21 protein-coding genes are annotated in these 21,585 nt (G+C 63.2%); 6 read left to right on the top strand and 15 right to left on the bottom strand.

Going from position 1 to position 21,585, the window contains the following annotated elements; all coding sequences use genetic code 11:
- Positions 1-276: 276 nt before the first annotated feature.
- Both JW929_06055 and JW929_06060 read right to left on the bottom strand, forming a co-directional pair.
- Entirely contained in the window at positions 277-1,074 is a 798-nt protein-coding gene (locus JW929_06055; protein ID MBN1438957.1) for a CPBP family intramembrane metalloprotease, read from the bottom strand.
- Between the two features lie 236 nt (positions 1,075-1,310).
- Positions 1,311-1,565 carry a hypothetical protein gene (locus JW929_06060; GenBank protein ID MBN1438958.1) on the bottom strand — a complete coding sequence of 85 codons (255 nt, stop codon included), beginning with the start codon at positions 1,563-1,565 and terminating at the stop codon, positions 1,311-1,313.
- Between the two features lie 36 nt (positions 1,566-1,601).
- Here JW929_06060 and JW929_06065 point away from each other — a divergent pair, with 36 nt between their 5' ends.
- Complete coding sequence (locus tag JW929_06065; protein ID MBN1438959.1) at positions 1,602-1,817, top strand: hypothetical protein; 216 nt, start codon at positions 1,602-1,604, stop codon at positions 1,815-1,817.
- 81 nt (positions 1,818-1,898) lie between these two features.
- Here JW929_06065 and JW929_06070 read toward each other — a convergent pair whose 3' ends face one another.
- From JW929_06070 to JW929_06090, 5 genes are all read right to left on the bottom strand, one after another.
- A complete protein-coding gene (locus JW929_06070; GenBank protein MBN1438960.1) occupies positions 1,899-2,225 on the bottom strand; it encodes a hypothetical protein in 327 nt (108 codons plus the stop codon).
- Between the two features lie 61 nt (positions 2,226-2,286).
- Positions 2,287-3,516: a CPBP family intramembrane metalloprotease gene (locus tag JW929_06075; GenBank protein MBN1438961.1), complete on the bottom strand. Its 1,230-nt coding sequence runs from the start codon at positions 3,514-3,516 to the stop codon at positions 2,287-2,289.
- A 1,111-nt stretch (positions 3,517-4,627) separates the two neighbouring features.
- Positions 4,628-5,839: an ABC transporter permease gene (locus tag JW929_06080; protein ID MBN1438962.1), complete on the bottom strand. Its 1,212-nt coding sequence runs from the start codon at positions 5,837-5,839 to the stop codon at positions 4,628-4,630.
- Between the two features lie 24 nt (positions 5,840-5,863).
- Positions 5,864-7,099 carry an ABC transporter permease gene (locus JW929_06085; GenBank protein MBN1438963.1) on the bottom strand — a complete coding sequence of 412 codons (1,236 nt, stop codon included), beginning with the start codon at positions 7,097-7,099 and terminating at the stop codon, positions 5,864-5,866.
- A 12-nt stretch (positions 7,100-7,111) separates the two neighbouring features.
- On the bottom strand, positions 7,112-8,062 hold the full coding sequence (locus tag JW929_06090) for an ABC transporter ATP-binding protein (GenBank protein MBN1438964.1): 951 nt from the start codon (positions 8,060-8,062) through the stop codon (positions 7,112-7,114).
- Between the two features lie 599 nt (positions 8,063-8,661).
- Between JW929_06090 and JW929_06095 the strand changes: the two genes are divergently transcribed.
- Positions 8,662-8,925: a hypothetical protein gene (locus JW929_06095; GenBank protein MBN1438965.1), complete on the top strand. Its 264-nt coding sequence runs from the start codon at positions 8,662-8,664 to the stop codon at positions 8,923-8,925.
- Between the two features lie 216 nt (positions 8,926-9,141).
- On the opposite strand, the gene JW929_06100 is transcribed toward JW929_06095, so the two are convergent.
- Complete coding sequence (locus JW929_06100; protein ID MBN1438966.1) at positions 9,142-9,786, bottom strand: response regulator transcription factor; 645 nt, start codon at positions 9,784-9,786, stop codon at positions 9,142-9,144.
- A 392-nt stretch (positions 9,787-10,178) separates the two neighbouring features.
- Here JW929_06100 and JW929_06105 point away from each other — a divergent pair, with 392 nt between their 5' ends.
- Positions 10,179-11,009, top strand: a complete 831-nt coding sequence (locus JW929_06105; protein MBN1438967.1) for a hypothetical protein — start codon at positions 10,179-10,181, stop codon at positions 11,007-11,009.
- Positions 11,010-11,103: 94 nt separating this feature from the next.
- Here JW929_06105 and JW929_06110 read toward each other — a convergent pair whose 3' ends face one another.
- The 5 genes from JW929_06110 to JW929_06130 all read right to left on the bottom strand — a co-directional run bounded on the left by JW929_06110 (position 11,104) and on the right by JW929_06130 (position 16,143).
- Complete coding sequence (locus tag JW929_06110; protein ID MBN1438968.1) at positions 11,104-12,318, bottom strand: sensor histidine kinase; 1,215 nt, start codon at positions 12,316-12,318, stop codon at positions 11,104-11,106.
- A gap of 173 nt (positions 12,319-12,491) precedes the next feature.
- Entirely contained in the window at positions 12,492-12,773 is a 282-nt protein-coding gene (locus JW929_06115) for a hypothetical protein (GenBank protein ID MBN1438969.1), read from the bottom strand.
- 144 nt (positions 12,774-12,917) lie between these two features.
- On the bottom strand, positions 12,918-13,793 hold the full coding sequence (locus JW929_06120) for an NAD(P)-dependent oxidoreductase (protein ID MBN1438970.1): 876 nt from the start codon (positions 13,791-13,793) through the stop codon (positions 12,918-12,920).
- A 226-nt stretch (positions 13,794-14,019) separates the two neighbouring features.
- Entirely contained in the window at positions 14,020-15,135 is a 1,116-nt protein-coding gene (locus JW929_06125) for a site-2 protease family protein (protein MBN1438971.1), read from the bottom strand.
- 477 nt (positions 15,136-15,612) lie between these two features.
- The gene (locus JW929_06130; protein ID MBN1438972.1) at positions 15,613-16,143 is read right to left on the bottom strand and encodes a hypothetical protein; all 531 of its coding nucleotides are present in this window, start codon (positions 16,141-16,143) and stop codon (positions 15,613-15,615) included.
- 51 nt (positions 16,144-16,194) lie between these two features.
- On the opposite strand from JW929_06130, the gene JW929_06135 reads away from it, so the two are divergent.
- Together JW929_06135 and JW929_06140 are read left to right on the top strand one after the other, a co-directional pair.
- Complete coding sequence (locus JW929_06135) at positions 16,195-17,256, top strand: CehA/McbA family metallohydrolase (GenBank protein MBN1438973.1); 1,062 nt, start codon at positions 16,195-16,197, stop codon at positions 17,254-17,256.
- A 341-nt stretch (positions 17,257-17,597) separates the two neighbouring features.
- Positions 17,598-18,134: a hypothetical protein gene (locus JW929_06140; protein ID MBN1438974.1), complete on the top strand. Its 537-nt coding sequence runs from the start codon at positions 17,598-17,600 to the stop codon at positions 18,132-18,134.
- Positions 18,135-18,302: 168 nt separating this feature from the next.
- Here JW929_06140 and JW929_06145 read toward each other — a convergent pair whose 3' ends face one another.
- Positions 18,303-19,382, bottom strand: a complete 1,080-nt coding sequence (locus JW929_06145) for a hypothetical protein (GenBank protein ID MBN1438975.1) — start codon at positions 19,380-19,382, stop codon at positions 18,303-18,305.
- Between the two features lie 299 nt (positions 19,383-19,681).
- Complete coding sequence (locus JW929_06150) at positions 19,682-20,101, bottom strand: YjbQ family protein (GenBank protein MBN1438976.1); 420 nt, start codon at positions 20,099-20,101, stop codon at positions 19,682-19,684.
- Positions 20,102-20,381: 280 nt separating this feature from the next.
- On the opposite strand from JW929_06150, the gene JW929_06155 reads away from it, so the two are divergent.
- Entirely contained in the window at positions 20,382-21,341 is a 960-nt protein-coding gene (locus JW929_06155; GenBank protein MBN1438977.1) for an SGNH/GDSL hydrolase family protein, read from the top strand.
- Positions 21,342-21,585 lie beyond the last annotated feature (244 nt).

A 21,585-nucleotide genomic window follows, 5' to 3' on the forward strand; every position in this document is an offset into this window, starting at 1 on the left:
CGGGGACTAAGACTGAACTCACCAAACGGAGGAGCCCAGGGGGGGAACCGGCGGAAAACGGCATCCTATCTTCCCCGCCCCCCAAAAACTCCTCCCCCCATCCCTTCGGGATGCGGGGACTAAGACTGAACTCACCAAACGGAGGAACCCAGGGGGGAGGGAGACCGGCGGCAGACGGCATCCTATCTTCCCCGCCCCCCAAAAGCTCCTCCCCCCATCCAACTAATCCGGATGGGGGTTCTAAATAATCCGCCTCAATCTCAATCGTAAAACGCTCTAGGATTTTGCCCCGGCCGCCGGCCAATGCTCAACGATATATTTCGTCAACAGCGCCCCGAGTGCGAGAGCCGGCCAAAGGAACGCATACAACAGCGCCAAGGCGGTCGTTTGATCCGCGCCCGGAGTGTTCTGCACCAACAGCACGAAGATGTCATAGACATAGTGGAATACAATCGCCGGAAGCAGAGAACCCGTTTTTAAAACCACGTAGGTAAAAAGCAATCCGATGAGAAAAATGCTGAAAACATCCACCGCCATCGCCGCGTCGAAGCGCAGGGGATTGATATGAATGAGGGCGAACAGCAATGTGGCGAAGAATACGGCCTTCCCCTTGGAGAAGATTTTCATGAAGAGCACCAGGATGATGCCGCGGAAGAAGACTTCCTCCCAAATGCCGCGGGTGAGCCCCTTCACCCATCGCAAGGCCGGAACGTGACTCCAATCCAGCGCGAAGCGCCCGGTGGCCAGCGCCGCCGCCAGGATTGCGGCCAGGGCCAACGCCGCCAGCAGCAATCCGAGCAGGATGTTCCGGACAAGCGGCTTCACCGGGAGAAGCCGAATATCCTCCAAGTAATTCCGCAGCGGCTTGCGGCCGTTGGGCAGACCCAATACGAAGGGCATCAAAACCAACGCCAAAACTCCCAAGGTCAGGAAATACAGCACCGGGGGAAGATACGTTCCCGGCAATTGCTCCAGGAATCCCAAAAGCAAGTACGCCACAGCGGTGATCGCGATCGCCGGTCTCGGGTTTCGGGAAAGGAAGGAGCCGGTTTCTGGCTGATGGGCACTCGTCATGACATTCCTCCTTTGGGATCGATGATGGCACGCCGTTTCCACCCCCGCGAAGAGGGGGCCTGGAGATTGTTGTTACGCTTGTGCGTGCCGGGGTTTATGCCTCCAAGGGTCAAGCAGTATACCACCGTGGCGTCCGAGGCAGCCCCCGCCCGCCGCCTGTTTTTTATTCGAATCGGCTGGTCCGATCGGAGAAGCCGGCGATTCCGGGGCGGGCGCGGAGACGGCGTCTTTCTTGTTCACCGGTTTGGGTTTTTCACCCACACCCGTATCGCCCAGGCATCCCTCAATTGATATTTCCCTTCGAGATAGAGGACATTGTCCGCGAAGGGAAATAGCGCGATGTCCCCGCTCCGCGTATCCCACACCACGCGGAAGTCCGCAAGCCCGTCGCCGTCGTAATCGACTTCCTCGTCGATCACTTCCGGCGCGGCGTCCCGCGGAGTCCAATCCACCTTAACGAATCCGCCGGCCGTCTCCCAAATCCATCCCATGAACACCGGCTCGTGAACCTGCGTCCGGTACCGGCCGTGGGAGATCGAAAACCCACCGCATCGAGCGTGATCCAGGGGGAAACCCGCAGGCCGCTGTCGGCGATCATCCGCATCCACCCTTCCGCGCCGAAGAAGGCCGCGAGCACCACGATCAGGGCCGCGCCGGCCCAGAGATATCCGAGCATCAACCTTACCGTAGACATGATCCTTCTCCGGTTTTCCATGGGAATGCCGGAGGAAGCCGGCGGCTGACCGCCGCAGGCTCCCGCCGCGACCGCCATTTTCAAAATGCGTGGCGATTCCCGCAAAAACCCGATCGTCCACCCCGCGGTCCTACGAAACGCTTCCGATGAAAATCAGCCGGAGCAGATGGCCGAGGCCGAACGCGATTGTCCCGCCGTTCCCCGCGGCAAAGACAAGGAACGCCGGAAACAGGAAGAGCACCCGCGCCAGTTCGGGGCGAATACCGACGCCCGTTCCGCGGGCATGGAATGCGATCGCCTGCTTCGGGCAGACGTCACCGCACTGCCCGCATTGGGTGCAGGCGAGCAGGGTCTTTCCCTGCCGCAGGCTTTCCTCGCAGATCGAGAAGGCCGGGCCTATGCGGATGCACAGACCGCAGGAGACGCCGCTGGCCAGACGGGGAAAAAATCCTTCCATCGCTGAGGCCTCCTGTCAGGCGCCCGCCGGTCCGCCTTCCAGCCGGAGCCGGCCGACGGAATTATTCGATCCGCCGAATCCACATATACCGGCCGCTGAGCAGGGTAAGGTAGACCGGGGCGAAGATCACGCGCCACCCTCCAAGATGGTTGCCGCATTCGAACCGCACGCACTCCCCTTCGCGGACGGCGAATTCGACCGGCCGGCAGCGGCACCAGTCCATCGTCAGGTGGAGCGTATGCGTTCCGGCGGATACCGGCACGGCGATGGATTCGCCGTCGCGAATCGAAGCCGCCTCGACGCCGTCGATAAGCACTTTATAGGCTTGCATCATGTCCGCAAATTCCGGATGGCGAGTAAGGGCGATGTGCGTCCCCGGACCCACGCCGCCCGGCTCTGCCGCTCCCTTTGTCCTTTGGCCCTTCGAAAGGCCGACCACCTGCCGCCATCCCAGATTTTCCGATCTCCGCATACGATCCAGCAGTGCAATGCCGAGGATCATCGGAATAAGACCGCTCCACGACGCCGCCCACAAGCCGCTGCCATAGCCGACCAGCAGCATGATCGTCACGTCACGCGTTAGGTTGTGCCAGTAGTGCGTCCAGCCGACCAGCGGGATACTCTCCGTCCGATACCAGATCCACCCCAGGACCGATCCGAACAGGATGTTGCCAAGGGTCAACTGCAGCGCGATGACAACCCCGGCTCCCGCCAATTCCAGAGGGGTCCTTTCTCCCAGGGCGACCTGCAAAATGACCGGCGAGACCAGCACCGGCCAGTGCCACAGCCCGCGAAGGGCGCCCGAGATGACCGCAGCCCGCGTTTTGCCGGCTTTTGGGGCAAGTAGGGTCAGCAGATAGGCGCACCATCCCGTCTCTTCGCCCATCCCGGAAATCCATCCGAACGCCAGCTCCACGGCGATGGCGATCCATACATATTCCGGGATCGGCGAAACGATCGAATCACCAAACAGGAGACCGATTCCTCCGGGCACAGTCCACATCGCCAGCATCGCCAACGCGGCCCACAAGTAATACTTCGGGCGGCTCCACTCCCAGGCCGGGGGCTCTTCCTTGCGAACAAAACGCCACAGCAAAAGCGCCGCCAAAGCCGGCCCAAGCATCGCCAGCGTATGTCCGATCAGAACCGACAATTTGGCCGCGGCCGTTTCGCACCGTTGCGCAAACATGGGCTCCAACCACAAATCGCCGAAGAAGAAGAGGACCCAAGAGAACAGAAAGCTGATGAGCACAAACAAGCCCAATGCCTTGGTTGCCCTTTTTTCATTCATTTTTCTCACCATGGGGTGTACCTTGCGGAGGGATTTCGGCGGCAAGTCGTCCAAGGCATGCATCCTCCGACAATACAGCCCGTGAACGGATTCTCCGCCGCCGCCCCGCACGGCGCCGCAGGCCGGGACCGAAAAAGGCCTGGGTCAAAAAATCGGCATGGGGTTAGGGAATGGCACCGTCGGATAAATGCCGTTGCTCGACCAACACGGTTAAAACCCCTCCATCCGCCGCGCGTTCCGCCGATCCCGTTTCCGGGCGGGTCGGATGGCACCCGCCTTGCCTTTGGCTTCGACACCGCAATCCGGAAAATCCATTTAGCCGTAAGGCTCACTTCGGCGGTATGAAAATAGGCCTCGCCGGATCATGGCTTCGGATCGACGCCCTTTCGAAATCCCCATAAAAATTTCGCCGCCGAGTATCGCTACGGCCTCGGAAGTACCCAGTCCTTGTTATCCGTTCGCCGCCATCCGCCTGGCATCCGCGGACTCTTCTCTCAGCATGAAGCATCCGGCGGTCGCGGCGAAGGGAAACGGGCAGACCGGAATCATGTCGTATCCGCTGTTCCGTGCCGGTCAGGCCATCGCGCCGGAACAGCCGCTTATGGGTAGCCACGGGAGCGGCGAAATGGCCGGGGGTTCAGGCGGTTCCCGATGCGCCCTGTGCCCCGCAGGAAGCCGGCGATCGCCAACCCGACTCATCCGCCGATCCGGCGGCTTCTGCGGACATCCCCGCCACCCGGGCTCCTCGCAGTGTTCCCATCACCATGCCGGCAAGCGTCGTCGTGAATGAAATGGAGCCGCCTGGAATCCCGCCCTAGAGGCGGACCAATAGCCCGCAGACCAAAACCAAAGCCGGCGAAACCAGAATCGGGATTCCAACGATGTCGAGATATTCCCGGAACGGGCACCGTGGAACCATTCTGTCTAAAACCATGGAACCCTTTCACGCCGGTTCTCCCACGACCGGAGCGGGAAGACCCGGATCAAATTGGGGCGGGAACCAATTTTCCGCTCCTCCGGCCTCAAGCGCCGGATGGAAGGCAAGATGGTCGTGAATGCCAACGGCGGGCAAACCGGACGGGCTCCGACAGCCTTCCTTCCCGCCATCGCCCTACTCGTAACGGAACCGAAGCAGGCCAACCGCAAAGAACGCGGCCGCAAAACCGCACAGCACGCCCGCCACGGGCAGCACCTCCGCCAGGTTCTGCCCGCGCAGGAGGATGGCGTTCATCCCGAGCATCGACCAGGTGGTGGGCAGAGCCAGCGTGATCTTCTGCACGATGTCCGGAAACAGCTCCCGCGGATACCAACAGCCGCCGAGCATGGCCATCGACATGCCGAGCGCGAGGCTGATCCCGCCCGCTTGGGCCTGGGTTTTCACGAAGGTCCCCAGCATCGTGCCGAAGGCGACCGACGCCAAGCCGAAGGCGGCGAACATCGCCAGGGTCGCCGCCGGCTCACGCCACCAGGGCAGGCCGAACAGGGCCGTCCCGACCGTGGCGATCAGGATCATTTGCACCAGCGCCGTCGCCAATTGGCCGACGATGGTTCCCAGCAGTGCGGCCGCCTTGCCGATCGGTGCGCTGACCAGCCGCCGGAGAGTCCCCTGTTGGCGCTCGTAGGCGAACATCTCCGAGATCGCCAGCAGGGGGATGAACACCCAGGTGATCAGCTGGCCGGCGGACGCCTGCCCGGCCGGGGTCCACGCATATTCCTCTGCCGCCGCCGGAGCGGCCGTCGTCACCGCGATCCATTCGGGCCGAAGCGCGAACCTCGATTGGGCATCGGCTTTGGCGGCGTCGTAGAACGCCTGCCGCGCGAAGTCATCCGCAAACGGCCGGATCTCCTCCGCCGCGGCGGTGATGATGCCGGCCGCCTGCAGCGACCGGCCCACCGCCCCAAGCGCGGCTTGCACGGCTTGCTGGGCGGCGACCGCGTCGGTGTTTCCGGCGGCGGCGGTGAACTGCAGGTCGATCGCCTCCCCCGCGGCCTGCGCTTCGTCCAAACCGGCCGGAATGACCAGGATCGCCGGGGCTTCGCGCTCCTTGAAGCCCCGCTCCGCCTCGGCGGCGCCGGTCAGCTTCACGCGCACGGTCTCCGAAGAATCCAACGCCGCGATCAGATCCCGCGCCAGTTCCCCCCCGTCCTGGTCCACCACAAAAATCGGGATCCGCGAATCGCCGTCCGAACCGTAGGCCGAACCCACGCCGAAATTGATCACCAGCGTGAACACCACCGGCAGGACGATGAAGAACAGCCATTCCGTCCGGGAGGAAAACCGGATGACGGTGTCTTTCCAGGCAATCGCGAGAATTTTTTTCATGCCCAAACTCCCAACCCCAGCGGATTATCCGTGCAAAACGCCGCGTCGCCGCAGCAACCAAACCGATGCCAAAAAGAGCAGTGCGGCCATGACCAGCAGCGCCGCCAGGGTCCCGGCGATCTGCGGCAGGCCGTCCCCAAGGCCGAGGGCGACGAACCCGTCGAGGCCCCAGGCATTGGGCGTGATCCGCGCAATCCACCGGAACCACTCCGGCATGCCCGTAATGGAGACAAAGTTGCCGCCCAGAACGCCGAAGGTCAGCATCATCGCCGATCCCATGGTGGTCACCTGGCTGGGCGTGCGGGCCAGCGCGGCCAGCAGGATCCCCCACCCCGTGGCCGCGGCCGCGAGGGCGGCCACCAGCGCGAACACCGCCAGCCCGTCGCCGAAGGTCACGCCGAAGACCAAGGCGTTGACCGCGATCAAGATCGTCATCTGCGCGAGGGCCGTCAGGTAGATCCCCAACATTTTCCCGGCCAGGATCGCAGCCTCGCCGATCGGCGCGCTCGAAAGCCGGCCGAGGGTCCCGGTGCTCTTCTCGTCCAGCAGGCTTTTTCCGCCGAGGGACACGGTGAACATCAGGAAGAAAATCGCCATCGAGGGGGCGAAGTACGACATCGGGTCGAATTCCACCTCCGCCGAAACCGAATCTTCCGTCGAGACCAGCCGGAGGGTGGCGCCGGAATCGACATCCGCGGCCTGCGCGCCCACGCGCATCCCGATATCCTGCGCCTGCGCGGGAGCGATCAAGCCGGCCGCCAGCATGTGCTCCACCGCCACTTGGCCGCTCACCCGCCCCAGTTCGATCTGTTGCACGAAGGATTCGACGACCGCCGTCACCACCTGGGCCGAAACTTCCCGCTCGGGGTTGGCATACACCTCGATCCGGACGTCCGGAGCCTGCCCCCCGACGATCGCCTCCGTGAAGCCGGCGGGGACCACCACCGCGGCGGCGGCCCGGTTTTGGTCCACTTCCGTCCGGGCGGCGGCGGCGTCTTGCAGGATCCCCACATCGAGAAGCCCGGCCAACGCGTCGGAGGAGAACGCCTCCACCAACATTTGCCCGATCTCCCCGTCATCCCGGTTGACGACGATCACCGGAATGTCCGCCAGGGTCGGTCCGGAAGAGCCCGTCATGCGCCCGCTCACCAGGGCCATGCCGAAGGTCAGCACCACCGGCGCGGCCAGCATCAGCAGCAATCCCGTCCGGTCGCGGAAGGCGACGGTCAAATCCTTAAAGGCGATCCGTAGGATTTTCATCGCTCCTCCCCGTCAATCCCGCAGGGCGCGGCCGGTGAGGTGCAGAAAGACCGCCTCAAGGTTCGGTTCGCGGACGTCGATTCCGACGACTTTCACGCCGCGCGCGTTGGTCAGCGAGATCACATCGGGCAGCGATTCGTTGGCGTTTTCGGCCACGAGGCGCACGGTGTGGTCCTCGGATCGGGCCCCCCGCACCCCTTTCACCTTGGCCAGCGCCTCGGCCAATTCCGGCCCGGCGTGTTCGGCGGCGAGCTTGAGTTCGATCTCGTCTTGGCGGCCGACCAAACGGGTTAGTTCGTCGAGCGTGCCCAGCGCGATCAATTTACCGTGGTCGATGATCCCGATCCGCTGGCTGAGTTCCTGCGCCTCCTCCATGTAGTGGGTGGTGTAGAGCACGGTCATCCCCTGCGCGTTGAGCGCTTTGACCATTTCCAGGATGTTGCGCCGGCTTTGCGGATCGATCCCGACGGTCGGCTCGTCGAGGAACACGAGCTTGGGCCGGTGCAACAGGCCCGCGGCGATGTTGATCCGGCGCTTCATGCCGCCGGAGTAGGAATCGACGCGCTCGTTTCCGCGGTCCTTCAGCCCGACCGTTTCCAGGATGGATTCAATCCTGTGGGCGAGGTCCTTCCCTCCCAGCCCGTACATCCACCCCCAAAACCGCAGGTTTTCCCTCGCCGAAAGAGTCGGGTAAAGGGCGATATCCTGCGGGACGATCCCGATGATGTGCTTTACCGCGTCGGCTTGCGCGCGGATCGAATGTCCGTCCACCACGGCGTCGCCGCCGGTCGGCGCGAGCAGGCAGGAAAGCATTCCGATCAGGGTGGTTTTTCCAGCCCCGTTGGGCCCCAGCAGGCTGAATACCTCGCCGCGGCGGACCCCGAAGGAAATCCCCTTCACGGCCGGTTCGGCCGCGCCGGGATACCGCTTTACCAATTCGTTGACCTCGAGGATGATCGACATGGCGCCTCCCAAATTTGGACTTGGAAGAATATACGCCCCTGTGCCGCGGAACGCATCGGCCGGGATGGCTATTTCCGGGTCATGTTCAGGTAGGTTTCCGGTCATGCTCCGGAATAGGAGTAGGCACTGCCGGCGATGGGAAGGGCATACCGCAAGCCAGCGGCGGATGAATCGTCGATTTCCGATAAAACGGCTTCTGCTACCCTTCCAAGTTTTCGTATGTTTTTAGACCGCTCCCTTTCCCCCATCCGATCCCTACCCTCGTGTCGGTGTCATTTTCTCCGTTCTCCCGCCCCAAGTCCCACCCCTTGACTCACCCCTGGCTGCGCTTAAGGAAAGACTCTCCCCCTTTGCGGATCTTTCACCGTCCTGTCCCACGTTTCCGGCCTTCGCCTCAGAGCCCCCGTGAATACTCCGGCACCCTGCTCCCCTTTCTCCATCAGGGAACGCGAGGGCAGGGCTGTGATCACGACGAAGGAAAGGAAATACACCGGCATCCCCCATCTCACCCGCAGGGGATTGATCCGAACCGCCAAACGTCCAACCTTTAAAAAATCGCGGATGGAAAACAGCTCGAAGCCTGCAGGATGTGCAAGGCCATGACGGAAGCGAAGCGTCTGTTTTGGGGGCTTCTGCAAAAAAAAATAGAACAGCCGCGCGACACGCCGCGCGGCTTCAAGGATCGCAACCCCGGCCCCGCAGCGGCAAGCCGTTGCGGGCACCCAAGAACAGCCCCGCACAGCGGGGGCAGACCTGGGGTATTCCTCATCGCGCAAAAACGGGAAAAAAGCGACAGCGCACCCGGCGATCGTCATGCCGGCGCGAATTCACGCCGGCATACAACATCACCAAAAAAACGCTGAACCCCGGCCACGAGCACCCCCGCTTTGCGAGGGCGGGCGCCGGGGTGGCGAACAGAACCGGAAACACCGGGATTGCGCCTGGATAATTCTTCAGCAATTCGGAGGGCGGCGCCATGGGAGATGCGGAAAAGGAATAACGCAGCAACCGATCGGGGAAGGATGGGTCGGCGTCGTAAAGATCATCGACCGACGATGGCCCGTCACCGCTGATCGGGATTAAATCAGTCCGTACTCCCTGGCTTTCACCGCCGCCTCGGTCCGGTCGGAGGCGTCGAGCTTGGCGAGGATGTTGGTCAGGTGGTTTTTTACCGTGCCCTCGGCGATCACCAGTTCGGCCGCGATTTCCTTGTTGCTCGCTCCGCGCGCCACAAGGAGCAATACTTCCAATTCGCGCTCGGAAAGCGGTTCAGCCAAGGCGTCCGTCGGCCGCGGGCTCAGGCGGGCGAATTCCGACACCACCTTGGCCGCCACCGACGGCTCGAGGAAGGATTCGCCGCGCGCGGCCAGGCGGATGGCTTCGACCAGTTTCGCCGAGGGGGTGTCTTTGAGCAGGTATCCCACCGCACCGGCCCGCAATCCCTCGAAGACGTTTTCGTCGTCATCGAAGGTGGTGAGCACGATCACCTTTACGGAAGGCTGGTCCCTCTTCAGCTGGCGCGTGGCGGCCGCCCCGTCCATCACCGGCATCTGCAGGTCCATCAGGACCACGTCCACTTTCTGCGCGGCCGCTTGGCGCAGGGCTTCTTCGCCGTTCCCGGCCTCGCCGACGACTTCCACGTCAGGCTGGACGGAGAGCAGAGTGCGCAACCCTTCCCGGAACAACGTTTGATCGTCGACGAGCAATAATCGGATGGGCGGCATGGGGTTTCTTGGCAGCCTATTCCTTTTGAAATAGCCCGGGCTCCCGCCCGAGCCGCTTCCTTCCCCCGGCGTCTGTTATCGGCGGATTTTTCCAGGGCAGCCGGTGGAGGGATGGGGGAAGCGGGGTCATTTTTTAGACCGTAGAAAGACCGAAGCCGCATCCTTTCCGTGCGATCGTTTCCTCTCAATCCATAAGAACATCATATCATCCAATTCAAAAGGCGCACGGCGGAACGGCAGCCAGCCGGAAGAACGAAGGTGGTCTGGCCGTTTTTTACGGCCTCGATGCGCCCCTTCGGCCCTGCTCGATAGCCTTCAGATTTCTTCGGCCACCCGTTCGGAAAAACCGAATCCCGGTTTCATTTATAATAATGCCCGAAAGCGAGGATCCCATGAGACGACTTTCCGTTCTTGCGTTGACGCTCGCCGCCCTGATGCTCGCCTGCAACATCCCGACCCCCCAATCGCCGGCCGCCACCAGCCAGCCGCCGGCCGCCACCAACACTCCCCAACCGCCGGTCACGCCGACGGTCGCCGAAACCCCGGCCCTCCAACCCAACGTCCAATGCAATGAGATTTCGTTCTATTTGGATCCCGCCATCGCCTCCACCTACAACTGCGAGACGGTCCCGCCGAACCTCGATGCGGATCCCTGGCAGACCCCCCAGCACACCCGGATCACCCTCGAGGGGTACGCCCTTCCGGGCGAAGTCTACTTCCGGCGGATCAACGTCTACCGCCTGGCGGATTTTCTGGCGCTCCAGCCGCAGGCCGCCGCCCGCGTGGACGCTTTGCGGTCGCTGACCGCCGGCGGCTCCCCCGGTCCGGATGCCCTGCCGGTTCTGGACATCTTCGGCGCGGCGCAGGTGTTCCACGCCCATTACCGGGTGGTTCCCTTTGTCAACGGAAGCGGGATCCGGTTCATCTCCGAATACGCGCAATACTGCGCGCCGATCAACAACGAGGATATGTTCCTCGTATACCAGGGGCTGACCGGCGACGGGCAATTCTACGTTTCGGCCGTCCTGCACATCTCGCATCCGAGCCTGCCCGCCAGCGCCATGCCCTTCCCCGGCGGTGTAGACCAGGGACAATTCTGCGATCAATACGAATCCTACATCGCCGACATCACCAACCAGTTGAACGCCCAACCGGAGGCCTCGTTCCTTCCGAGCATCACGCTTTTCGACTCGCTCATCGTGAGCATCACGATCTCGCCCTAGAGGCAGGCGCGATCGCCGATCGCGGCGCCCGCGCCGCGAAAAACAGACCGAGGCGGCCTTGGAAGCCGCCTCGGCATTTACGACTGCGCCGGTCTCATGTACCGGTTCGGCCTTTTCCAACCGGCAACTCCACCGCCAAGCGCACCCCGCCGCCGGGATTGATGCCGATCTCCATGGTCCCATGAAGGATCTCGGCTCGTTCGCGGATTCCCCTCAGGCCGAATTTTTCCTCTCCGTCTTCGGCGGAGGAAAATCCGACCCCGTTATCCGCAACCTCCAGCCGCACCGAATTTTGCAGGTATTCCACCGTCACGTCCGCCTTCGAAGCCCGGGCATGCTTGCGGACGTTGGTCAGCGCCTCCTGAAGCGTTCGGTACAGCGCCAGCTCCGTCTGCGGGGCGGCCGGCCGCGCGGATCCTTCCCGGCGCAGGGAAACGAGCAAACCCGCCTCCTCATTTTCGGCGATCAGCGCCTGGACCGCCTCCCAAAACGGCCTCTCGCCCAATGGATCGGCGCGCAAGGCCGCCACCGAGCGGCGGACGTCGGCCAATCCGCTGCGGGTGAGGGTCTGGGCCTTCTCCAGCGCGGCGGCCAGATCCGGCGCGTCCTGCTTCCACCCTTTTTTCCCCATCAGAACCCGGGCCGCCTCAAGCTGAACATTGACCACCGTCAGGTAATGCCCGAGGCTGTCGTGGATTTCGCGCGCCAAGCGGTTGCGTTCCCGCGAACGGGCCAGCTCCTCGGCTTGGGCGGCCGATTCCCGCAGGCGGGCGTTGGCTTGCTCCAGTTCCCCGGCCAGCCGCTCGACTTCGCGGCGCGCCTGCTGATCGCGCACGGAGACCTCGGTGAAAACCCAGACGAACACCAGCGCGCAGCCGAAAATCAGAAGGTTTTGGACGGCGTAAGAGGGATTCCCCCATTGGAACGGCAGGATGAAAATCGCCAGCAGCAGCGCATAAAAAACCGCCGTCGCCCAACGCGAAAGGATCGCCGCGGCCGTGCTGGCCAGCGGCATCAGGATCAGCCAGAAAACTCCTTGGCCCAGGTATAGGATCCCGGCGCAGATCGCGGCGTTGAGGAGAAAGTAGAGGCCGACCTTGACCGGCGTGCCGGATCCGAAAAAGAAGGAATCGGCACGCGTCAGGGCCAGATGAATGCCACCCAGCAGAATCAGGACCAGCCATTTTTCCAGCCCCAATTCGGAGCCCAGGGCTACGAATCCGGCGATATAGGCCACGACGATGGTCAGGGGAATCAACCAGCCGCCGCGAACCCCCGGATCGAATCTCCGGTCGGGAGAAGCCAGCATCTGGGGTACGCTCCTGCAGCCGCCGGATGCGGGATCATTCTGCTTCTTCCGGCGGGTGCCTCCGTGCGGATATCTTATCATCATCTTTCCCCGGCGGATGGGCGCAGGGAAGAAAAAACGCCTCGCCATTTCGGCGGGGAGGTTTGGAACGGGCTCGGCAAACCCGCGGATACTCAGGGCAATTCCGGCTCGGCCGTCTGCTGAGGTCCTCCGCCCAGCCGCGGCTCCGGAGCGGGATGAAAATCCAGGTGCTGCTCAAGGAACAAACGCGCTGCGGGATGATCGACATGGACCGCGTCGTAGCATTCTCCAACGGCGGGCGGCGGATCGTGCCGGATCGGCCGGCGGACGCCGAACAGCTCGAAGAATTCCGAGACCGCCTTCAGGATGGCGTAACGGTATTCCTGCATGCCCAGCGACTGCCGCTCGACGATCGACCCCATCGCGCCTTGCACGCGGGCTTACCCGCAGACGATGCGGTGGATCTGTTGTGCGCGCCGTTGCGGCGCCCAGCGTCCACAGGACATGGATCCAATGGATCCGGCAGCCGGCCGGAAGCAGCCTTCGCAGGTTCATTTGCGGCCGTCGGCCCGACTTCCTTATCCGCCTTGCGGCTTGCGGATTGGTTCCGCAGCCGCGGCGTAATCCATCCCGCCCCAACCGCTCGCCTCCGCCTGGGCGTACGCCGCACAAACCGCTTCCGCAGTCGCCAGCCGCAGCCCGAGGCCGTCCGCGAACTCCAGCGCGTAGCGCAGATCCTTAAGCATCCAACGCAAGGCGAACTGCGTATCGGAAAAATCCCGCCCGAGGATCATCGGCAATTTGGCTTGAACGATTGGGCTGGCCGCCGCCCCATCCCGGACAGCCTCCGCCGTTCGGGAAAGGTCCAAGCCGCAGGCTTCGGCCAGCGCAATCTCTTCCCCGAGCGAAACAAGCTGGCCGGCGAGCAAAAGGTTGTTGATCAATTTATAGGCGGTCCCCATTCCGGGCGGCCCGAACCGGAAAATTCGCCGAGAGAAGGCTTCCAGGACAGGCCGCACCCTTTCCAGAGCGGCTTCCTCCGCCCCGGCGAAGAGGGTCAGGGTCCCCGCTTCCGCTCCCGCCTTGCTTCCGGTCATCGGACAATCGATGAAGTCGATCCGCCGGGCGGCGGCTTGGGAGTGCAATTCCCGGATCCACGGCTCCGAGAGGGTCGCGCATTCAACGGCGGCGCTTCCGGACGGCATCGCCGCCAGCGCCCCCCGCTCTCCCATCCATACCTCGCGCGAGGCGGCGACATCGGCCACCACATCGATCACCACGTCGGCCTTGCGTCCGGCGTCGTCCGGGCCATCCGCGGCCTCCGCCCCGAGTGCGCGGAGCGGCTCCATCCGTTCCTTGGTCCGATTCCAGACCACCACATCGAACCCTTTGCGGATCAGATTGCGGGCGATCCCGCTTCCCATAATCCCCAATCCCAAGACGGCGATTCGCATCCGGCCCTCCTTTGCCCCGCGGACAATTGTACATCCGCGGCGGCGCGGTTTTTTATCGCATCGATGATCCGCACATCCTACCTCTCTTCTGGCAGGGCGTGCGCCACATGCAGGAGGAAACGCAAGCCTTCCGTCCGCAAAAAAAGCGGCGCCCCGGTCAGGCCGATTTTTCCGGCCGGCCAGGCGCCGCGGGGACGCGGAGCTTTTATGAATCCGCAGTTAAAATTTACACGCCCAATTCCGACCGGGTCCGCAGGTAGTGCAGGACCCGCTCGCGGGAAAGCGACCCGGCGATTTCCCCGCCCTCCACGACCGGCACCTGGTTGACATTGGCGTCATCCATGGCCTTCAGCGCTTCGAGCAGCATCTCCTCCGAGCGGACCCGCACGGTGCGCTCCATTGGGACCATCGCCTCGGCGGCGGTGGTCCTTTCCCAATCCGGTTTGGGGATCCGGGCAATGTCGGCCAGGGTCAACAGCCCAAGCATCCGCCGGCTCTCGCCGACGAAGAAACAGCGTTTCCCGCCGGCGAGGACCTGATCGTCGACCAGACGGCGCAGGGATTCCCCCGCGGGCACGAACAAGCATTCGCGGCTCATCACCTGTCCGACGGTCACGCCGCGCAGCAGCTCCCGCAGGTTTGCCTGCGCGCCGACGGTGGCCGCGGCGTTCTGCAGGAACCAGCCGATCGCCGCCAGCCACAAGCCGTCGAAGAACCCCCCGGTCAGCATGGTGAGGAACCCCACCCCGATAAATCCGAAGGCGATCAGCTGGCCGCTGGAAGAGGCCGCTTGGGTGGCGCGGTGGAAATTGCCGCTGACCTTCCAGATCACCGCCCGCAGTACCCGCCCTCCATCCAGCGGAAAGCCCGGGATCAGATTGAAAATTCCCAGCGCCAGGTTGATCCGCATCAGCCAAATGCTGGGCGCGGCTAGGTAGGGAATTGTACGGTCCAGCTGCCACAGAAGCCCGAACAGGGCCGCCAGCCCGAGGCTGGTCAGCGGCCCGGCGACGGCGATCCGGAATTCCGCGCCGGGGGATTTCGGTTCGCGTTCGATTTGCGCCATCCCGCCGAAGATGAACAGCGTGATGTCGCGCACGGGGATCCGGTTGCGGACCGCCACGAGCGAATGCCCCAATTCATGCAGCAGGACCGATCCGAAAAACAGCAGGCTGGTGAGCGCCCCCAGGAGCCAATACGCTCCCGACGGCAAATCCGGGTATTCGGAAGGGAAATATCCCTGCGCCAGCGAAAGCGTGACCAATCCGAAAATGAAAAACCATGTCCAATGAATTCGGATGGGGATGCCAAAAATCCTTCCAAAGCCGATTTGGGATTTCATGCCGCCTCCTCTCGTCCGATTTCCGGCCGGCCCTGGATGCGCCGCCCCGTTCACCGGTTTTTGCAGCGGTTTATTTATTCTGACTGTTCCCCATTAGAAAACCGTATGCGGGATCAGTCCCTCCGGGGAGAAAACCGTTCCAACTCCGTTCCGCGCTGATCGGATGGATGCCTTCCGCGTCCTTTCCGCCGGGCATCCTCCATCGGCCGGGCGCATGGGTTCCGACGACGGGCGAAACCCGACGCACGGGAGTCGGAAAAACCCCATCGGACTCCGGCTTCGCGGGGCGAAGGCTATCCGCGACGGATTCGCCCGTCGTCCACCCCTTTTCGGCAATCGGGCATCCGGAGGCCGCCCGGCTGTTCTTGCTTTCTGTGGCCTTTTTCCAGAAAACCGCCGTTGCGATCGGCTGGGATTTTTCAGAACCGGCAAGCTGGGCAATGCCGGTCCAGGGTCGCCGGTGGGCGGTCCGGTTTCTTACGCCGGCCTCAGATAATTTTCCACCGCCCAGCCTTGGCGGGCTGTGTCGTACACGCCTTGCAGCAGCCACCAAGTGTAGTTGTCGGCCTGGCGCGGGCCGTCGACGACGGTGAACAACTCATGCGCGCTGGCCTGGCTGAGAATCTGGCCGCTGAGCGAAGGCACGTCGCGCAGCCGCAAGCCGTCTTCGGTCACCTCCACCATCGCGCCGACTCCGATCGTGCCCGGCAGGACGGTGGGCAGCGGCGGGGTCGGCGTGTAGAACGGGGTCAGTGTGGCGGTGGGGGGGATCGGCGTGAACGTCGGCGGAGGATAAACCGTGAAATACGGCTCCGCGGCTTCGGCCGGCAGGCTGGGAAGCGGCGCCGCGAACATCAGCACCCAGACGGCGGTGATCACGCCCAACCCGATCAGCGCCCCCAGCGGCCAGACCCACCAGGCGATGGATTCGCGCAGGCTGACGGCGGACGCGGGAAGCGGGGCTTTTGCTTTCACCGGACGGGTGGGGGCGGTATCGTCGATGGGCATCGGGAATTGCGAATCCCCGGGGGCTGTGCTATTCTTCTCCCGAGGATTTGAATGATCGAATTGGCCGGAAACCTCCACTTGCATACCCCGTATTCCGACGGGGAATTGTATCACGCGGACCTCGCCGCCGCGGCCGCCCGGGCGGGCCTGGATTTTCTCATCACCACCGACCACAACGTCTATGTCGAAGGCGTGGACCGCTGGACGGATTTTCCCGGCGGCCGGCGCGTGTTGATGCTGGCCGGGGAGGAGATCCACCATCAGGACCGCACTCCGCAGAAGAACCACTTGCTTGTCGTCGGAGCGCGCACCGAACTCAGCCGCTTCGCCCCCGACCCTCAAGCCCTGATCGACGCCGTCAACCGGTCCGGCGGCGCGGCCTTCCTGGCCCACCCCTACGATCCCGCCGCGCCTTTGGTCAACGAGCAGGCCCTGGGATGGGTCGACCTGGACGTCCAAGGATTCGCCGGACTGGAAATCTGGAATTACATGAGCGAGTTCAAATCGCTTTTCCGCAACCGGCTGGAGGTGCTCTTCTACGCGCTCTTCCCTTCGCTGGGGATCCTCGGACCGTGCGGGCAAACCCTGGCGCTCTGGGACCGCCTTCTGGCGCAGGGCCGGAGGATTTCGGCCGTCGGCGGGCCCGACGCGCACGGCCATGCCTATTCGATGGGCCCCCTGCGCAAAGTTGTTTTTCCGTACGAATACCTGTTCCGGGCCGTGGTGATGCACGTGCTGGTCGATTCCGTTTCCGGGGACGCGGACAAGGACGGCCGGGCGATCACCGAAGCGCTGCGGACGGGGCGAGGCTGGGTGGCCTACGATCTTTCCAAGCCGTCGCGGGGATTTTCCTTCCGCGCGCGCGGCGAGGATGGCGAAGCCATAGCCGGGGGGGACATCCCCTTTTCACCCGGATTGATTTTACGGGCGGACCTGCCGCATCCCGCCCGCTGGCGGATGATCCTCGCCGGAGAGGGAATCGTCGCCCAAGGATCTGGAACGCAGGCGGCGTACTGCCCCTCCCAACCGGGCGCCTACCGCCTGGAGGCGCGCCGCGCTTTCCGGGGCCGGCTGCGCGGCTGGATCTTCTCCAATCCGATTTACCTTCGCTAATTCCAACTGCAGTCCTCGATCGAATTGCGGATAAAGTTGCCAAAGGGGAGCGCCGGCCCGGCGGTTTTCCACGCTATACCGCCACCGCCAAGAAATGCGTTCTCACTCACTCCCTCCGATTGGCCCAGGCCGGGGATGCGCCCGCCATAAACATGGTCTTTCCCGGGCTTGCTCCGTGAGGCAGGTCGGGGTTCGACCGGCCTTCTCAGCGCATTGCCGCAAGGTTTTTTTGCGCCGATCCGCCCATGACCGCCCTCTCCGGACGCGGGGTGATAAAATAAGGCCGATTGCCGCGGCGATAAGCGGCGTTCGCTCAACCTGATCATCCGAAGGAGATCCTTATGAGGTTCCCGGCAATTCCCGGCTTTCTTATTCTGGCATTGGTCCTTGCCGCCTGCGGCGCACAAACTACCGCCGCCCCGCCGACCGCGGCCGGGGTTTCCACCGACCTTCCGTCCTCCCCGAGTGAGACCCCCGAAGCGGCCGCGCCGACCGAAACCCCGTCCGGACCCGGATCGATTTCCGGCGCCATCCTCACGCCGGAGGCGGCTCAGCCGGCGACCTCCATCCGCATCTACGCCCGGGAGAAGGCCACCGCCCGGGTTTATCCGACCGAGATTCCCATCGACCAGACAAATTACACCATTTCCGGACTGCCGCTGGGGACCTATACCGTGTTCGCCTGGTACTATCCCGACGGAGTCCCCGGAGCCTATACTTCCGCGGATGTGGATTTCGCCAACACCTCCTCCGAACAACTCAGATGCAGCAACTCGCTGATCGAGATCGTCCTCACCGAAGCCCAGCCGGATTTTCAGGGCGCCGACATCTCCTGTTGGGCCGGCGATTATTTCATCTACCTCACGCCGATTCCATAACGGCCCTGCCCATCGACGGTTAAACGCCCGGGCCATCCCGGGCGTTTATTTTTTGCGGCGGAAGGGGTTCCGCGCCCTCTTCGTCCGGCGGCGGGACTCACGCCGGCGCCCTTTCAAAAAAAAAGCGGACGCTCTTCGCGCCCGCTTTCTGCAGCACGGCTGCGGGAATTACTTCGCGGCTTTGACCATTTCCTCAAGGTTCTTCCGCGATTCCGTGTAGTACTTGAGCGGATCGTCGCCCGCCGGATCGATATCGTGTTCGCTGATGATCGGTTTGCCCGTTTTCAGCATCAGTCCGACGGCCTTCTGCTGGTCGTCCCAGCGCTCCTTGCCGCCAGCGCCGACGTACCAATCGCGGTCGTCGCCGGGAGTTCCCTTGAGGATCTCGCCGGTCTTTTCGTCGATTTCGACGATCGCCATATCAGCCGAGTTGGCATGGAAGAAGCCGGTGAAGAAGCCCGCTTCGATCGTCTGGCGCGTGCCGTCTTCCACGGTGCCGCCGCCGATCAGCAGATGGGCCCATTCATTGTTAAGGGCGAACACGTTCTTCCCGACCTTCTGATTGACTTCCTTGCAGAAGCGGATCGCCCGCCCCATGGTGTTGATGTAGTCCTGGCCGGGAACCTCGGGCTTCCATTCCAGCCAGATCAACGGCAGGCTGGGGGCGATCTTTTCCTTTTCAAGCCGCTCCAGAACCGCCTTGGCGATGTCCGCCCAGGCCTTGACCAGCATATCCCACGCCTCTTGAATGGAAAGCTTGCCGGCTCCGTTGCCGTGGTACTTGCGCTGCGAATCCCAGGCCGGCCACCAAATGTAGATGCCCTCGCCCAGTCCCTTGGATTTCAGCCACTGAGTCTTGCAGATGCCGTCGACGTGCATATCGAAATACATCTTGCGGATGGCCGGATCGGGGTTGGTGGCGGCGCCGTTCTGGACGCCGGGGATTCCGAAGGCCGGAACGGTGAGCGCCGCGATGTGCGGGTAGGTGCCGGATTCGATGCCCTTGACGAGAGCGTTCCAGGCCACGGAATCCGGGCTGTTGTATTTTTGGTACTCACCGATCGTCGTTCCGAACTCGTGCCAGAGGTGACCCGACGTGAGGTCGTTGGGAAACGACTTCTTGATCAGCTTCAGGCGTTCGTCAAGCGGGCCGATCCCTCCGACGATCACGCTGCCGCCGAACTTCGCGTGTGCGGCCCTGGGGCCCAGAGTCCACGAAGGCCACGAATGTCGTACTTGGTTGTCCATGGTTTGCTCCTTGTAGAGATTTTAATATTGGGAGAGCTGACGGATTGTATGGTTCGAGTGTTGTTCTACCTTGCCCGATCCTTGGCTTGTTCTCCTTTCCAAAGCAAAGCCCCGGGAATTCCCGTGGCCGATGCCGAGATTCCGCTTGGCGAGGCCGAAAGCGCCGCCATTGTAGCACAACCGTTGCCGGAAATGTAGACCGAAGGAACCGATTTAATCGGATTTTTTATTCAAGTTTTCCGCATGGAAATTTACATGGATTGGGAGTTTCCGTGTAAGTTTCCACGAGGCGCTATCCATCATTCTCCGATCAGTTGGACTATCAATTCCCGCTGGCGGGGGCGGATGTCGAAATCCACGTAGATAATTTGCTGCCAGGTTCCAAGCGTCAGCCGCGATCCGGTGAAGGGCACGGTCAGCGAGGGGCCGAGCAGAGCCGCGCGCAGATGGGAATGCCCGTTGCCGTCGTCCCAGGTTGCGTTGTGCGCGTACTCGCGCGCGGAGGGAAGGAGCTCCTCGAACATGCGCCGCAGGTCGGCTACGCAGCCGGGTTCGAACTCGACCGTCGTCAGCGCGCTGGTCGAAGAGGGGCAAAAAATGGTCGCCGCGCCCGCCGCCAGACCGCTGCGATCCACGACTTCCTGAACCGCCCCGGTGACGTCTCGCACGTCGGTCTGCCCTTTGGTGGAAAGGCGGATCGGATACGTCTGCACCTTCATGTCCCGCACTCCTGCCGCGCGGCTCCAGTTTTTTCCTCCGCATCCGAATTCCGGATTTCCTGCGGTCCGGGTATTTTACCCCTTCGCCATGCCGTTTCGGGTGCGGCGGTTCCCCATCCAAAAACAGCAACGATGTCCTCCCCGCCCGAATTGCGAATTCGTCTTCCGGTCCCGGGTTTCCCATCCCCTAGCGGCAAACCGGCCGGCTTGTGGTTTTGGAGAGAGTGCCGGATAATCCGAAGGCGGAGATGCCGGAAGTTCCCGGGTGCGGAAAAAGCGGATGTCCCGTCGCCTGTCCATTCCTTCCTGCGTGGTTTTCCTCTTCCTCGCCGGCACGGCTTGCGCTCCGGCCCCGGCCCCGCAGGCATTAACGACCGAAGCGCCCGCGGTTTCCCCCGTCCCCGCCCGCGCGCCGAGCGATACGCCGCCGCCCAGCCCAACCGTTCCCCCGTCCGCCACCCCTTCCCCGGCCTTTTCCCCTCCGGAGTATCCCCATATCACCTTGCCCCGGCTCGGGCGCCTGCGGGAGATTTTTCAAACCGGTCAGGGTTCGGGCAAACGGAGTGCGGTTTTTTCCAAAGTCGGCGACAGCATCACCGACAACAACCTTTTCCTGGCGCCCTTCGGAGCCGGGGACTACTCCCTTGGAGAGCACGGATACTTGCAGGAAGCGATCGGTTTCTTCTCGCGCGAGAACGCCCGCGATGGCAATTCTTTTGTCAACGATTCGCTCGCGGCGCGGGAAGGCTGGCGTGCGGAGCACGTGCTCTCCCCGGCCAAAGCCCAAGCCCCCTGCCCGGCCGGCGAATCCCCGCTGGCCTGCGAGTACCGGATCGTGCGGCCGGCGATCGCCGTGATCCTGCTGGGGACGAATGACGTGATGGCCGGAACGCCCGATTTTCCGGACAGCATGCAGACGGTCATCCTCCAATCGCTCGAGAGCGGCGTGATCCCGATCCTCACCACCCTTCCGGCCATGATCGGCAAGGACTCGGAACCCTTCAACGTCGCGATCCGCGAACTGGCCTTGGTTTGGGAAATCCCGCTGATCGACCTCTCCGCCGCGTTGGCGGCGCTTCCGAACCGGGGCCTGGGACCGGACGGGGTCCACCTCTCCTGGGTCGAACCGGCGGTTTTCGAACCGCCGTTCCTGAAGCACGGGATGACCGTGAGGAACCTGCTGACGCTGCAGGCGCTGGACGCGGTGTGGCGGTCGTATCCGCTTGCCGCTTCAGGTTGACGGCTACATCCTCGAGCACTTCTTGAAGGAAGCCGCCGGTTTATTGGCTGAGGCTGTCATCCCCCAGAGCTTTGTTCGGAGGCCGAGCGGTTTTCCCGGCGGATTTTTTCCGAACCCGGCGCTGAAAAAGCCCTGCAAGAGCATCAGCCAAGCCTCCCCCGCACGCCCGTCCCAGAAAAATCGCGGGTTAAGCACGGGGCAGCGCCGGGCCGGGGGTTCCAGGACGACGATCATGATGGTTCAG

The sequence above is a fragment of the Anaerolineales bacterium genome, assembly GCA_016928575.1.
In the GTDB taxonomy this organism is placed as follows: domain Bacteria; phylum Chloroflexota; class Anaerolineae; order Anaerolineales; family RBG-16-64-43; genus JAFGKK01.

Bases quoted from the DNA above. Each gene is read 5' to 3' on its own strand.
- JW929_06095 (MBN1438965.1), top strand. From the start codon at position 8,662: ATGACGGAAGCGAAGCGTCTGTTTTGGGGGCTTCTGCAAAAAAAAATA.
- JW929_06155 (MBN1438977.1), top strand. From the start codon at position 20,382: ATGTCCCGTCGCCTGTCCATTCCTTCCTGCGTGGTTTTCCTCTTCCTC.
- JW929_06070 (MBN1438960.1), bottom strand. From the start codon at position 2,225: ATGGAAGGATTTTTTCCCCGTCTGGCCAGCGGCGTCTCCTGCGGTCTG.
- JW929_06060 (MBN1438958.1), bottom strand. From the start codon at position 1,565: ATGGGATGGATTTGGGAGACGGCCGGCGGATTCGTTAAGGTGGATTGG.
- JW929_06100 (MBN1438966.1), bottom strand. From the start codon at position 9,786: ATGCCGCCCATCCGATTATTGCTCGTCGACGATCAAACGTTGTTCCGG.
- JW929_06075 (MBN1438961.1), bottom strand. From the start codon at position 3,516: ATGAATGAAAAAAGGGCAACCAAGGCATTGGGCTTGTTTGTGCTCATC.
- JW929_06145 (MBN1438975.1), bottom strand. From the start codon at position 19,382: ATGGACAACCAAGTACGACATTCGTGGCCTTCGTGGACTCTGGGCCCC.
- JW929_06055 (MBN1438957.1), bottom strand. From the start codon at position 1,074: ATGACGAGTGCCCATCAGCCAGAAACCGGCTCCTTCCTTTCCCGAAAC.
- JW929_06080 (MBN1438962.1), bottom strand. From the start codon at position 5,839: ATGAAAAAAATTCTCGCGATTGCCTGGAAAGACACCGTCATCCGGTTT.
- JW929_06130 (MBN1438972.1), bottom strand. From the start codon at position 16,143: ATGCCCATCGACGATACCGCCCCCACCCGTCCGGTGAAAGCAAAAGCC.
- JW929_06120 (MBN1438970.1), bottom strand. From the start codon at position 13,793: ATGCGAATCGCCGTCTTGGGATTGGGGATTATGGGAAGCGGGATCGCC.
- JW929_06125 (MBN1438971.1), bottom strand. From the start codon at position 15,135: ATGAAATCCCAAATCGGCTTTGGAAGGATTTTTGGCATCCCCATCCGA.
- JW929_06135 (MBN1438973.1), top strand. From the start codon at position 16,195: ATGATCGAATTGGCCGGAAACCTCCACTTGCATACCCCGTATTCCGAC.
- JW929_06090 (MBN1438964.1), bottom strand. From the start codon at position 8,062: ATGTCGATCATCCTCGAGGTCAACGAATTGGTAAAGCGGTATCCCGGC.
- JW929_06140 (MBN1438974.1), top strand. From the start codon at position 17,598: ATGAGGTTCCCGGCAATTCCCGGCTTTCTTATTCTGGCATTGGTCCTT.
- JW929_06150 (MBN1438976.1), bottom strand. From the start codon at position 20,101: ATGAAGGTGCAGACGTATCCGATCCGCCTTTCCACCAAAGGGCAGACC.
- JW929_06085 (MBN1438963.1), bottom strand. From the start codon at position 7,099: ATGAAAATCCTACGGATCGCCTTTAAGGATTTGACCGTCGCCTTCCGC.
- JW929_06105 (MBN1438967.1), top strand. From the start codon at position 10,179: ATGAGACGACTTTCCGTTCTTGCGTTGACGCTCGCCGCCCTGATGCTC.
- JW929_06110 (MBN1438968.1), bottom strand. From the start codon at position 12,318: ATGCTGGCTTCTCCCGACCGGAGATTCGATCCGGGGGTTCGCGGCGGC.